The sequence below is a fragment of the Streptomyces sp. NPDC005808 genome, from assembly GCF_042871385.1.
Classification (GTDB): Bacteria; Actinomycetota; Actinomycetes; order Streptomycetales; family Streptomycetaceae; genus Streptomyces.
On the sequence record NZ_JBIAIK010000008.1, the window covers coordinates 142,368 to 155,143 of the forward strand.

A 12,776-nucleotide genomic window follows, 5' to 3' on the forward strand; every position below is an offset into this window, starting at 1 on the left:
CGGGCCGGCCCTCTTCGACCGACTTGCAGTGATCTTCAAGGAGACAACGGGATGGGACTGACCGCAAGGATCCGTACGCGGGACGGATGGGCCGTGTCGCACGCGGTCGTCACGCTGACCGACATGACCGGCGCCCAGGTGCTGCGCGCCGAGGCGGACACCGAGGGAACCGTGCGCGACGCGACGCCCCTCACCCCCGGCGCGTACACGGTGATCGTCACAGCGGTCGGTTACGCGCCCGCGGCCTCCAGCGCCCTCGTCACGGCGAGCGGCCGGGCCGAGGTCGGCAACGTGACCCTCGCCCGCCAGGGCGGCACCGAACTGCCGCCCCCGGGCCTCTGGACCGTCGACCCGGCACACTCGTCCGTCGGTGCCGTGGCCCAGCACCTGGGCATCTCCAGCGTGCACGGCCGTTTCACCGACTTCGCGGCCCGGATCGAGATCGCCCCGGACGAGCCCGCCAAGTCCCGTGTCGAGGCGGTGATCAAGGCTGCTTCCATCGACACCGGCAACGCGATGCGCGACGAACACCTGAAGTCCCCGGACTTCCTGGACGTCCTCACGTACCCCGAGATCACCTACCACTCGACGGGCCTCACCCTCGCGGGCTCCGACCGCTGGACCGTCCACGGCGAACTGACCATGCACGGTGTCGTACGCCCTGTCGACCTGGACCTGGCCTACCTGGGCACCGGCGCCGACCCCTGGGGCGGCACCCGCGCGGCCTTCCGCGCCACGGCCGACCTGCACCGCGAGGACTTCGCGATGAACTACAACCAGATCCTCCAGGCGGGCATCGCGGCCATCGGCACCACGCTGAAGGTGGAACTGGACATCCAGGCCCTACAAGGCGAATCTTTCCCCCAGACATAGGAACAACAGGGACAGCCACACCGCTGCCCCAGGCCCTAGGCTGCGAGCCATGGCACCGAACACCGCGACGAACACCTCCGTATCCCGCGAAGAACTTCTGGACTTCGTACGTCCCCGCCACCGCGCCATCCTGCTCACCCGCCGCAGCGACGGCAGCCCCCAGGGCTCTCCGCTGACCTGCGGGGTCGACGACTCCGGCCGCATCGTCGTCTCGACCTACCCCGAGCGCGCCAAGGCCCGCAACGCCAAGCGGGACGAGCGGGTCAGCCTGATCATCCTGAGCGACGAGTGGGACGGCCCGTGGGTCCAGATCGACGGGACGGCCGAAGTCCTCGACGTACCCGACTCCGTCGAGCCCCTCGTCGAGTACTACCGCAACATCGCCGGCGAGCACCCTGACTGGGACGAGTACCGCGAGGCGATGCTCAAGCAGGGCAAGTCGATCATCCGGGTCACGCCGGAGAGGTGGGGGCCGGTCGCGACGGGCGGCTTCCCGGCACGACTGGCCCCGCAGGACTGACGCCCGCCGGAATGAGAGCTGCACCCGCCCACGGGCGATAGGGGCCGTGCCCCCACAGCCCGTAGGCGGCCCCGCAGGCTCAGCCGCCCCGCGCGACCATCGCCTCGATCCCCGCGATCAGCGTCTCCATCGCGAACTTGAAGTCCCGCTCCCGCAGTTCCTCGACCGGGTCACCACCACGCGCCTCCAGAAGATCCGCGGAATGCTCGAAGTGCTCCGCGAACTGCGGCTGTTCGCCGATCGTGCTCATGGCCTGGCGGTAGTACTCGTCCTGGCTCATCCCCGCCGAGGCGCAGCGCTGCACGAAGTGACCCTCGATCGTGCCGAAGCCGTACACGAACTGGAAGACCGCCGAGAGCGCGCCCATCTGCCCGTGCGGCGGCAGCCCCGTCCTGCGGACCACCTCCTGCACGCGGAGCGTGAAGGCCGTGGAGTGCGGGCCGATGTTCAGGAAGGTGCCGATGAGCGGGGACACCCAGGGGTGGCGCACCAGCAGGGCACGATAGCCACCGGCGAGGGCGCGCAGCTGATCGCGCCAGTCCTCGCCCGACCCCGGGTCGGGCAGCTCGAGTTCACCGAAGACCGCGTCGAGGGCCAGTTCGAGCAGGTCGTCCTTGGTGTCGACGTACCAGTACACGGACATCGCCGTGACGTTCAGTTCGGCGGCCAGCCGGCGCATGGAGAACTTCGCCATTCCCTCCGCGTCAAGCAGCCGCACCGTGACCTCGGTGATCCGGTCCCGGTCGAGCCCCGACGGCTGGCCGCCGCCACGGTGGGCCGCACCGCCCCGGGGAGCCCTGCCCGCCAGCCAGACACTGGTCCGCGCCGGACGCTCGGCCCGGTCGGCTGCCCTCACCATGTCGCACCTTCCTGCAACTCGGCACATCGGGAAGCGGCAGAGCGGAAGGGAGCCGCCCGATCCACCCCTTCCGATGCTATGCGCGCCCGGTGCACACGCGGTTACGCGCACACGCGGTTACGCATACACCCTGCTACGCATACACCCTGCTACCGGATACACCTTGCTACCGGATACCCGGACACCGCCACCGCCACCGCCACCGCCACGGACAACGACACCGGCAACGACACCGACACCGACACCGACACCATTACCGCGGAGCCTTAGACAGGTTGACCAGGCGGGAGCGCGCAGCCTGCACTCGGCGTACGGAAAAGGCGGTGGCCCGGAGCGAATGCCCCGGGCCACCGCCCTGTGAAGAAGCCGTCGGATACGACTCGGCAAAAAGCCGTCAGCCGGTGCTCGTCGGCTGCGTCAGGTCGTAGAAGGTGGCCGTACCGACCGTCACCTTCGTGTAGTTGGCCTCGACCCACGTGGTGATCTGGGACGAGGTGCCCTCACTGGTGCCGCCGCCCATGGCGCCACCACCACCACCTGTCGAACTCGCGATGAAGTAGTGGATCTTGCCGTCGGCCACGTACTGCTGGAACTGGGCCAGCGTCGGCGACGGGTCGGTCCCGTTGAAGCCGCCGATCGCCATCACCGGGTCGCCGGTAGCGAGCTGGTAGTTGGCGGAGTTCTGGGCACCGATGGCTGCGGCCGCCCAGGTGTAGTCGTCGGCGTTCTTCTGCAGCAGGTCCTTGGCCTCGTCGGTGACGGTCGCACCGTTGAGCAGACCGGCCGCGCCGCCACCGCCACCGCCCATGCCGCCCCCGGCCGCCCGGCCGCCCTGGCCGTTCTGCTGGGTGTTGCCGTTCGCGCCACCGCCGGGGAAGCCGCCACCGGTACCACCGGTCGGAGGCTGGCCGGTGGTACCGCCCTGCTGATTCTGGCCGGGCGCGCCACCGGCGAGGCCGCCGCGCATGCCACCGCCACCGCCGGCCGCGCCACCGCCGCCACCGCCGCCGAACCCGCCCCTGCTCGCGCCCGCCGGACCGGCCGTCACGATGGACCCGGTGTGCCCGGTGTTCACCGTGCTCAGCGTGTACGCGGTCGGACCCGCGATCGCGGCCACGAAGCTCAACGCAGCGGCTGCGAGGGCCAGTTGGCGGCCCAGCTTGGCCACGAAGATCAGGCCGAGCGCGCCGACCAGACCACCGACGAGGACCAGCCACTTGAGCCAGGGCAGGTAGTCGGGGGTGCGGTTGAGGAGGACGTACCCCCAGGCCGCGGTCGCGGTGACCGAGGCGGCGAGGGTGAGCGAGGCCCAGATCTTGGTGCGCTCCGCCCACAGCGCCGTCGCGCCCATGCCGACCAGGGCGGCGATGTAGGGGGCCAGGGCGATCGTGTAGTACTGGTGGAAGATGCCGGCCATATAGCTGAAGATCAGCATGGTGATCAGCAGCGCGCCGCCCCAGGCGAGGAACGAACTGCGCGTCAGATCTGTCCGCTTGGCCTTGCGGGTGAGAACGAGACCGGCGACGAAAAGGATCAGCGCGGCCGGCAGCAGCCACGAGATCTGGCTGCCGATCTCGTCGTTGAACATCCGGTTCCAGCCGGTCTCGCCCCACCGCGCGGTGCCACCGGTGCCGCCGCCGACGCTGCCGGTCTCCTCGCCGTTGATACGGCCAAGTCCGTTGTAGCCGAAGGTCAGTTCAAGGAAGGAGTTGTTCTGCGAGCCGCCGATGTACGGGCGCGAGGACGCCGGCCACAGCTCGACGATCGCGACCCACCAGCCGCCGGAGACGAGCAGCGCGAGCGTCGACCAGCCCAGCTGCACGAACCGCTGCTTCAGCTTCACCGGCCCGCAGACCGCGTACAGGATGGCGAGCGGCGGCAGGATCAGGAAGGCCTGCAGGGTCTTCGACAGGAAGGCGAAGCCGACCGCGACACCCGCCCAGACCAGCCACTTCGTACGGCCGTCCTCCAGGGCGCGGATCACGCAGTAGACCGTGACGGTCATCAGCAGCGCGAGGATCGCGTCCGGGTTGTTGAACCGGAACATCAGCGCGGCGACAGGGGTGAGCGCGAGCACCGCGCCCGCGATCAGACCCGCTGCCGGGCTGAAGCGGCGGCGCAGGGCCGCGTACAGGACGCCGACCGTGGCGACGCCCATGAGCACCTCGGGAACGAGGATCGCCCAGGAGTTGAGGCCGAAGATCCGTACCGACAGCTCCATCGGCCACAGCGAGGCCGGCGGCTTGTCGACGGTGATGGCGTTGGAGGCGTCCAGCGAGCCGAAGAAGAAGGCCTTCCAGCTCTCGCTGCCGGCCTGGACGGCCGCGGAGTAGAAGGAGTTGGCGTAGCCGGAGGCGCTCAGGTTGTACAGGTACAGGACCGCGGTGACGACCAGCAGGCCGAGGAACGCGGGGCGCGCCCAGCTCGGGTCCTCGGGCCGGCCGCGCCAGACGCGGCGCGCGAAGGGCTGCTTGGGCTCACCGGAGTCGGGGGAGGCGGTGGGCACGACCGGCTCGTGTACAGCCGTCGAAGCCGTCGGCCCGGCAGCGGGATCCGCGGTACCCGCGGGGGAATTCACGGTTCCGGTGGCGGGATTCACGGTACCGGCGGCGGAATCCGCGGTACCGGTGGGGGGATTCACGGTACCGGCGGCGGAATCCGCGGTACCGGTGGGGGGATTCGCTCCCCCCTGATGGCCCGTATCGGACTGCGTGGTCATCGTGCGTTCCTCGGATTCGGATCGTCGTCATACGGGCGTGCCGCTTCCAACTGCATGGTCGCGTCCCCGTAGGTGCGGTCCGCGGCTTCGCCGGCGCGGAACTGGTCTGTGTCGTACGGAGATTGGGTCAGCGGCGAGTGCTCGCGGCCCTGGTGCCCCTGATAGCTCGGGTAGTGCTGCGGAGCCGCCGTCGAGTAGGTCGGGGAGGCCAAGTGGTTCCCCGCCACGACCGGGGAGGGCGTCTCGTCGCGCCGGTCGGGGAAGACCCAGGCCCGGAAGAGCAGGAAGCGCAGGACCGTCGCCGCGAGGTTGGCGGCGATGAGCACCGCCAGTTCCGTGGAGTGTCCCGGGTCGGTCGTCGCCGCGTTCAGGGCGGCGAGCGAACCACTGGTGAGGGCGAGACCGATACCGAACACGACCAGGCCCTGGGCCTGGTGGCGGACGGCGCCGCCCCGGCCGCGCACGCCGAAGGTCAGACGCCGGTTGGCGGCCGTGTTGGCGACGGCCGAGACCAGCAGGGCGAGCGCGTTGGCGACCTGCGAGCCCGAGAACAACCGGAAGCCGCTGTAGAGCAGCAGGTAGAAGAGCGTGGACAGGGCGCCGACCACGCAGAAGCCGACGAGCTGGCGGGCGAGGCCCTTGGGTACGTCGGTCAGCTCGCGGTCGCGCGGGTCGTCCCCGAAGGGCCGGGCGAGCCGGTCGAGCGGCAGCGAACCGGTGGCGAGGGCGCGGCCGACGCGCCAGACGCCCTTCAAGTCGTCCGTCGCGGTCTTGACGATGTGCACGGTCGAGTCCGGGTCGTCGACCCAGTCGACCGGCACCTCGTGGATGCGAAGCCCGGCCCGTTCGGCGAGCACCAGCATCTCGGTGTCGAAGAACCAGCCGGTGTCCTCGACCAGCGGCAGCAGCACCTGGGCGACATCACGCCGGATCGCCTTGAAGCCGCACTGGGCGTCGGAGAAGCGCGCTTGCAGCGAACCGCGCAGGATGAGGTTGTAGGTACGGCTGATGAACTCCCGCTTGGCACCGCGCACCACGCGCGAACTCCGCGCGAGACGCGAGCCGATCGCGAGATCCGAGTGGCCCGAGATCAGCGGGGCCACCAGCGGCAGCAGGGCGTTGAGGTCGGTGGACAGGTCGACGTCCATGTACGCGAGGATCGGCGCGTCGGAGGCGGACCACACCGTGCGCAGCGCCCGGCCCCGGCCCTTCTGCTCCAGTCGGAAGGCCCTGACTTCCGGCAGTTCCGCGTCCAGCCGTGCGGCGACCTGCGGGGTCGTGTCGGTCGACGCGTTGTCCGCGATGGTGATGCGGAACTCGTAAGGGAAGGTGCGCTTGAGGTGCTCGTGCAGTCTCATGACACACGGCTGAAGGTCCTTCTCCTCGTTGTAGACGGGGATCACTACGTCCAGGACAGGCGTACCGGCGGACCCGGCCGGGAGGTGCTCCCGCGCCGGCAGATTGCCGGGAGAAGAGTCGGTTCGCATGCCAACTACTTTCCTCACGCGCCCTGTTGCGCCCATGTGGTGGCACTGTGCTGAACCTGTGAGAACGTTTGCGAATTTGTTACGGACGTTTCCACGGGCACCGCGGGCAGATGCAGGGTGAACACCGTACGTCCGGGAACACTGTCGACGGTCACCGCGCCCCCGTGCGCGGACGCCACGGCCTGCACGATGGCCAGACCGAGACCGGTCGAGCCGGAGGAGCGGGAGCGCGAGGTATCGCCGCGCGCGAAGCGCTCGAAGACGTGCGGAAGCAGGTCCGGCGGAATGCCCTGGCCGTCGTCCTGGACGTCCACGCAGATCCACGGTCCCTGCTGGCGGACACGTGCCGTCACCGTCGTACCCGGCGGTGTGTGCGTGCGTGCATTTGCGAACAGATTGACCATCACCTGTTGCAGCCGAGCCGCGTCCGCGAGGACGAGCGCGGGCTCGTCCGGCAACTCCAGGCGCCAGTTGTGATCACGCCCGGCCGCCCGGGCGTCGCTCACGGAGTCGATGACGAGCGGTACGAGGTCGGTCTGCTCGTACTGCAGGGGCCGCCCGGCGTCGAGCCGCGCGAGCAGCAGCAGGTCCTCGACAAGGAGCGTCATACGCCCGGCTTCGGATTCAATCCGGCCCAGCGCGTGCCGGGTGTCGGGCCCGGTCTCCTCGCGGCCGCGTCTGGTCAGCTCGGCATAACCGCGGATGGACGCCAGTGGCGTACGCAGCTCATGGCTCGCGTCCGCGACGAACTGCCGTACCCGCGTCTCACTCTGCTGTCTCGCGTGCAGGGCGCCGTGGATGTGGTCGAGCATCCGGTTGAGGGCCGCGCCGACCTGGCCGACCTCGGTGTGCGGGTCGGCCTCGGACTCGGGGACACGCTCGTACAGGGCGACTTCGCCGCTGTGCAGGGGGAGTTCGGAGACGCGGGTGGCGGTGGCGGCGACCCGGCGCAGCGGGCGCAGGGCCACGCCCACGAGCACACTGCCCGCGATACCGGCGGCGATCAGACCGGCGCCGGTGACGCACACCTCGACGATGATGAGGGTGCTGATGGTGCTGGTGACGGACTTGGTGGGGATGGCGATGTAGAAGTCGCCCTTGACACCCGACTGGTACTTGACCCGGTACTCGCCGAGGCCGGGGATCTCCACGCTGTGCACGCCGGTCTTGGACACGGAGCCGAGGGCGGCCGTCTGCGCCTCGGTGAGCTGCGGTATGTCCATCTCCTGGAAGGTGCCGCTGGTGTCGGTCTTCTCCTTGGAGATGACCGCGTCGGTGATCGCGCCGTTCTGCACGACGGCGGCGATGGTGTTCTCCTGACTCGGCCCCCGGGTGAGGAACTCGAAGGTGTTGGTCTGCGAGTTGTCCTGTGAGTTGTCCTGTGAGGTGGAGTTGCCGTTGGCCCCGGGGAGCTGGTTGTTCGGGGTGTTGGCGGCCGGGTTCCCGCCCCCCGGCTTCAGCGGGCCTCCGGTCGCACGCATCGCGGCTTCGCCGAGCTGGCTGTCCAGCTGCTCGTACAGATGATTCTGCAGTGCGATGGTCGTCACCGTGCCGATCACCGCACAGACCACGGCGATGAGCGCCACCGCCGAGACGACGAGCCGCGTCCGCAGGGTGCGCGGCTGTCGTCCTCGCCTCTTCTGCGCTCGCGGCCGTCGTCGTCCGCTCATGACGCCGCGGGCTTGATCAGATAACCGGCTCCGCGCCGCGTGTGGATCATCGGCTCACGACCGGCGTCGATCTTGCGGCGCAGGTAGGAGATGTACAGCTCGACGACGTTGGCCTGGCCGCCGAAGTCGTACGACCACACACGGTCGAGTATCTGCGCCTTGCTGAGCACCCGGCGTGGGTTGCGCATGAGGAAGCGCAGCAGCTCGAACTCGGTCGCGGTGAGGTGGATGCCCTCACCGCTCCGCGACACCTCGTGGCTGTCCTCGTCCAGGGTGAGGTCCCCGACGACGAGCACGGAGTCGCTACGGCGGTCGGCGGCGCCGGAGCGGCGGATCAGCCCGCGCAGCCGGGCCACGACCTCTTCGAGGCTGAAGGGCTTGGTGACGTAGTCGTCGCCGCCGGCGGTGAGCCCGGCGATACGGTCCTCGACGGCGTCCTTTGCGGTAAGGAACAGAACGGGCACGTCGGGCAGCTCACGGCGCAACCGCCCCAGGACGGTCAGCCCGTCCATGTCGGGCAGCATCATGTCGAGGACGACGGCGTCGGGCCGGAAGTCGCGAGCGGTCTGAATCGCTCCCGTCCCGTCGCCCGCGCTGCGGATCTGCCAGCCTTCATAACGAAGGGCCATGGACAACAGCTCGGTGATCGACAGCTCGTCGTCCACCACAAGCACTCGGACGGGGCTCCCGTCCGGCCTCAGCAGTTCGGTGCGCCCCTGGGGCGAGGTCGTGGTCATAGCCGACACATTGCTCGGCGCCGCTGAGAGCATCCTTTCCGGAACCTGTGATTTTCCTGAGAAACGCACAGGCGCCTCTCAGGGAACACCTGGCAAGGCCTTAGCACTCAGGGTGACGGATTGATCCCGTAGGGGCGCGAGCCGTAGGGGGCACGTGATCCCGGGAGGGTGAGGGGCGCGGGGCGTGCACATCATCCCGGAAGGGCGCGGGGGCGCGGCGTGCGCGTCATCCCGGGAGGGTGCGGGGGCGCGGCGGGCGCGTCATCCCGGGAGGGCGCGGGGGCGCGGCGTGCGCGTCATCACGAGCACCTTCCGGACGGGATCCGGACGGGATCCGGACGGGATCCGGACGGGATCCGGACGGGATCCGGACGGGATCCGAACGGGATCGAAGCCTTGACCATTTCGTCCCTTCAAAAGAGCCCGTCCTGGACGACGGCATCCTTTGGATCCTTCAACTCCCGTACAGGGACAGTGATTCGGGGGGCGGTGGGAGGGGTGCCGACGTCGGCGGCGGGGGCGGCAGGCGTGGCCGGTGCCGCAGGCACGGTGGGCGCCGCAGGCACGCTGGGCGCCGCGGTCAGGTCCCACCCCGCCATGAGCCGCGTGTCGAGGACGACGACCCCGCGCTCGGTGGCCAGATGCAGATCGGGCCCGGCAGCGGCGACCAGTTCCCCCCTCACCACACCCCCCGCGACCAGTTCACCGACGACACCCCAGGCCGGTGCCAACCCGCCGAGTCCGAAGGCACCGGCGTGATCGACCGCCTCGAACGGCATCCGCCTCAAGGACTCCGGCCACCCTCCGAGGCCCACCGCCCGCGCGTGCAGCTCACGGACCTCGGCCGCCCGGACCTCCGCGTCCGGCAGCACACTCCGGACGGCCCGCTTGGCGTCGTAGGCAATCCGGTCCGGTACGCCGAGGACCGTACGCAGCAGCTCTTCGCTCCGCCGGGCAGCCATCAACGGCCCCCGCCCCAGCCAGCTGAAGACAACGGCTCCCTGCTCCAGGAGCCGAGCCGACCCGCGCTCGACGGCAGTGATCCCGACCTTGACCATCCCGGGCCCGAACCAGGCCAGATAGACGGAGTAGGGCCGAAGATCGTCCGCGATGGTGTCGGCGGCGACGGAGTGGGCCCGCTCCAGCCGCCCGCACTCCTCGCACCGGGCTCCGACACTGCGCCCGGCCACCGCGGCTTTCACCGGACACGCGTTCCCCCGCGCCCCCACACACCTCCGCAGGCCCCCGTCCACCACACCGAACGCAACCTGCCGCCCCCAGGTCAACGCACTGCTCCGCCCCCCGTCCCACCCGAGCACGGGGACACCCCCGGCCCACCGCAGCCCCGTACATCTCCACGCCTGTGCCATCACCAAAAGCGTAGAGGCCACCACTGACAACGCCGCCCCGGTGCGAAAGCGGAAGCCAGCGGCCCGGATCTCCCGGAGCAGCCGGCAATCACAACTGCAGCGCCGCTCCGGCCAAGAACCCTGCCGGGCCAGGCTACTTTGCACCCGATGGGGTCCACCGAGGAAGGGCGAGATGGAGAACGGGCTGCGATGGATAGCGAACGTGTATGACGTCGGCTACGCCTTCACGCTGTGCGAGGGAATTACGCCGCAGGAATTGCTGGTCCGGATGGGCGCGGAACCCTCGCACGTCCACGAACTGACCGCCGACGCGGTCGCCGAGCTGCAGTTCTGGCCGCAGGACGGCCACCTGAGCGATCTGGAGTTCCTCGACTGGGAGGACGAGGATCTCGTGGTCCGGCTGGAAGACGCAGGGTTTCTGTCGCACCCCCAGGTGATCGTCCGGGCCGGAGCCGTCCCCGGCTGGGCCTACGCCATCGAGAGCTTCTCGAGCCGCGGCACGAACTTCCTGGGGCCGTTGTCACGCGGCACACGGGCTTACGCCGTGTTCCGCAGCGGCGCGGGCATGCAGCAAATCGGCTACGCCCGTGCGGGCGAGGTGCTGGCCTCCTACGAACCGCGGGATTCGTGCCAGGACCACGCCGCGACGGAAGCCGAGGTGCCCGGCTTCACCTACACCGGCGACGAGCTACCTGACATCGCCTTCCTCCGCTTCCTGGAACACGAACTCGGCATCTCCATCCCCTGGGAGGAAACACTGGCCCCCCTGCCAACCGCCGCTTTCGCACACAACCACCCCTGAACACAGGGCGGTCACGGAGTGGATGCACCCCGGGCTACCGCCCGTCGTACGGGGCCTGGCGACGCCACACACGTCGCCACTCCCACTGCAGAAACAGGCAGCCCACAAGAACCAGCGCCCAACCCGACCGACTGACGTGAGGCAAGTCGACAAAGTTCGAGATCACAGCGGCCACCCAGCCACAGGTCATCAACATGAGCGCCACCATGTGACCAGTCCGCCCGAAGAACCTCGATACGCCCGGCACACCATCCCCCGTCACCCATCCCTCCGCTCCTCTGCCGTACGCCCCGAAAACGCAAAAGGCCCCGGATCTCTCCGGGGCCTCTCACCTGTGTGCACTCGGCAGGATTCGAACCTGCAACCTTCTGATCCGTAGTCAGATGCTCTATCCGTTAAGCTACGAGTGCTTGTTTTGTTTTGTCCCGTTTCCTGGGCTTTCGGCCCGCTCGCGGCGACAGGAAGAACATTACATGACTGCCGCCGCCATGTGAAATCCGTTTGCCGTACCCCTTGTGAGCTGCGCAGACCCGCTCTGGCCTGGGGTAACGCCGAAGCCCCGGACCAGAGGGGCCGGGGCTTCGGATCTTGGTGCGGAGGCGGAGGGATTTGAACCCTCGATGGGCTTGAAGGCCCAAACCGCATTAGCAGTGCGGCGCCATAGACCGGACTAGGCGACGCCTCCCGCACAACCGCTCGCGCGAGCGCGAGTGGTGCGTGCAGATGATGACACAGCCGAGCGGGCTGTCACCAATCGCGTCCCACGGTACTAGGCAGGCGGGCCGCAGAGCAAAGCCCAAACGTGGCGGGAGCGGGCGAAGCTGCAGACAGGACGGACACCCGGGGGCCGGAGGCGCGGACAGCCCGGAGCGAGGGGAGGGACGAGAAGCCGGCCCGGCACGGGAGTGACCGGAACTCCGCGCAACTGTGCGGGGTGCGCGGCGTTAGTCAGGTCATGTTGCGTCGTCTCGTCCTCACTGCCGCCGCGTCCGCCGCCGCGCTCTCCTCAGTACCCGCCGGGCCGGCCACCGCTCTGCCCGCCGGGTCGGTCACCTCCGCCGAGTCCCTCAAGTCCCTCGGGCCGGCCATCGCCTACGTCGAACCGCTCCTCAGTCCCGCCCCGAGCCCGGCCTCGGCAACCGCCCCGAATCCGGCCCTGATGCCCCCGCCCGCCCGCGACGAGGACTCCCGGGACCGGCTGACGGTGACCGTCAGCGACGCGGGAAGCGGTGCGGACGGGACGTACGAACTGCGGTGTCATCCCGACGGTGGCAGTCACCCCGATGTGAGCGGGGCGTGCAGTGCGCTCGACCGAGGGGCTCGCTGGGGCAAGGATCCGTTCGCCCCGGTGTCGCCGGGAGCCATGTGCACGATGCAGTACGGCGGTCCGGCCACCGCGCATGTCACCGGGACCTGGGCGGGGCGGCCCGTCGACACCAGGTTCGACCGCGGGGACGGCTGCCAGATCTCGCGGTGGAACTCGCTCACACCTCTCCTTCCCGAACTTCGCTCATAGCCGGGCAGAGGCAGAGCGGAGACAGAACAGAGGGAGGCCAGGGTGAGGGCACGGCGGATTCCCCGTGGCATCACGGTTCCGCGTCCCCGTGGCATCACGGTTCCGCGTCCCCGTCGCAGCACGGTTCCGCGTCGTTGCGACGCCACGGTTCCTCATGGGGCGAAGAGGGTGAAATGTGCGATCACGGCTTCTGCGCCGCTTCTGCGTGGTTTCTACGCCGGTT

General features: G+C 69.5%; 10 protein-coding genes and 2 tRNA genes. 4 read left to right on the top strand and 8 right to left on the bottom strand.

Annotated elements, in window-relative coordinates; translation table 11 throughout:
- Positions 1–51: 51 nt before the first annotated feature.
- A complete protein-coding gene (locus ACFYPC_RS19610; protein ID WP_388677584.1) occupies positions 52–873 on the top strand; it encodes a YceI family protein in 822 nt (273 codons plus the stop codon).
- A 49-nt stretch (positions 874–922) separates the two neighbouring features.
- Positions 923–1,393 (top strand): PPOX class F420-dependent oxidoreductase, encoded by a 471-nt coding sequence (locus ACFYPC_RS19615; protein ID WP_388677587.1) that lies wholly within the window; start codon positions 923–925, stop codon positions 1,391–1,393.
- A gap of 79 nt (positions 1,394–1,472) precedes the next feature.
- On the opposite strand, the gene ACFYPC_RS19620 is transcribed toward ACFYPC_RS19615, so the two are convergent.
- The 6 genes from ACFYPC_RS19620 to ACFYPC_RS19645 form a co-directional block, all read right to left on the bottom strand.
- Positions 1,473–2,252 (bottom strand): TetR/AcrR family transcriptional regulator, encoded by a 780-nt coding sequence (locus ACFYPC_RS19620; RefSeq protein WP_388677590.1) that lies wholly within the window; start codon positions 2,250–2,252, stop codon positions 1,473–1,475.
- 394 nt (positions 2,253–2,646) lie between these two features.
- A complete protein-coding gene (locus ACFYPC_RS19625; RefSeq protein WP_388677592.1) occupies positions 2,647–4,971 on the bottom strand; it encodes a glycosyltransferase family 39 protein in 2,325 nt (774 codons plus the stop codon).
- Positions 4,968–6,458: a glycosyltransferase gene (locus ACFYPC_RS19630; RefSeq protein WP_388677595.1), complete on the bottom strand. Its 1,491-nt coding sequence runs from the start codon at positions 6,456–6,458 to the stop codon at positions 4,968–4,970. The genes ACFYPC_RS19625 and ACFYPC_RS19630 overlap by 4 nt, the downstream gene beginning before the upstream one ends.
- A 14-nt stretch (positions 6,459–6,472) precedes the next feature.
- Positions 6,473–8,128, bottom strand: a complete 1,656-nt coding sequence (locus tag ACFYPC_RS19635) for an ATP-binding protein (RefSeq protein WP_388677599.1) — start codon at positions 8,126–8,128, stop codon at positions 6,473–6,475.
- Positions 8,125–8,865, bottom strand: coding sequence for a response regulator transcription factor (locus ACFYPC_RS19640; RefSeq protein WP_266458853.1), 741 nt, complete (start codon positions 8,863–8,865; stop codon positions 8,125–8,127). Before ACFYPC_RS19640 ends, ACFYPC_RS19635 begins: the two co-directional genes overlap by 4 nt.
- A gap of 413 nt (positions 8,866–9,278) precedes the next feature.
- On the bottom strand, positions 9,279–10,235 hold the full coding sequence (locus ACFYPC_RS19645; protein ID WP_388677602.1) for a DUF2797 domain-containing protein: 957 nt from the start codon (positions 10,233–10,235) through the stop codon (positions 9,279–9,281).
- A 172-nt stretch (positions 10,236–10,407) separates the two neighbouring features.
- Between ACFYPC_RS19645 and ACFYPC_RS19650 the strand changes: the two genes are divergently transcribed.
- A complete protein-coding gene (locus ACFYPC_RS19650; RefSeq protein WP_388677605.1) occupies positions 10,408–11,037 on the top strand; it encodes a DUF6461 domain-containing protein in 630 nt (209 codons plus the stop codon).
- A gap of 337 nt (positions 11,038–11,374) precedes the next feature.
- On the opposite strand, the gene ACFYPC_RS19655 is transcribed toward ACFYPC_RS19650, so the two are convergent.
- Positions 11,375–11,447: transfer RNA gene (locus tag ACFYPC_RS19655), tRNA-Arg, on the bottom strand.
- Between the two features lie 184 nt (positions 11,448–11,631).
- A tRNA-Ser gene (locus ACFYPC_RS19660) sits at positions 11,632–11,722 on the bottom strand.
- A gap of 270 nt (positions 11,723–11,992) precedes the next feature.
- On the opposite strand from ACFYPC_RS19660, the gene ACFYPC_RS19665 reads away from it, so the two are divergent.
- Complete coding sequence (locus ACFYPC_RS19665) at positions 11,993–12,553, top strand: SSI family serine proteinase inhibitor (RefSeq protein WP_388677607.1); 561 nt, start codon at positions 11,993–11,995, stop codon at positions 12,551–12,553.
- Positions 12,554–12,776: the final 223 nt, after the last annotated feature.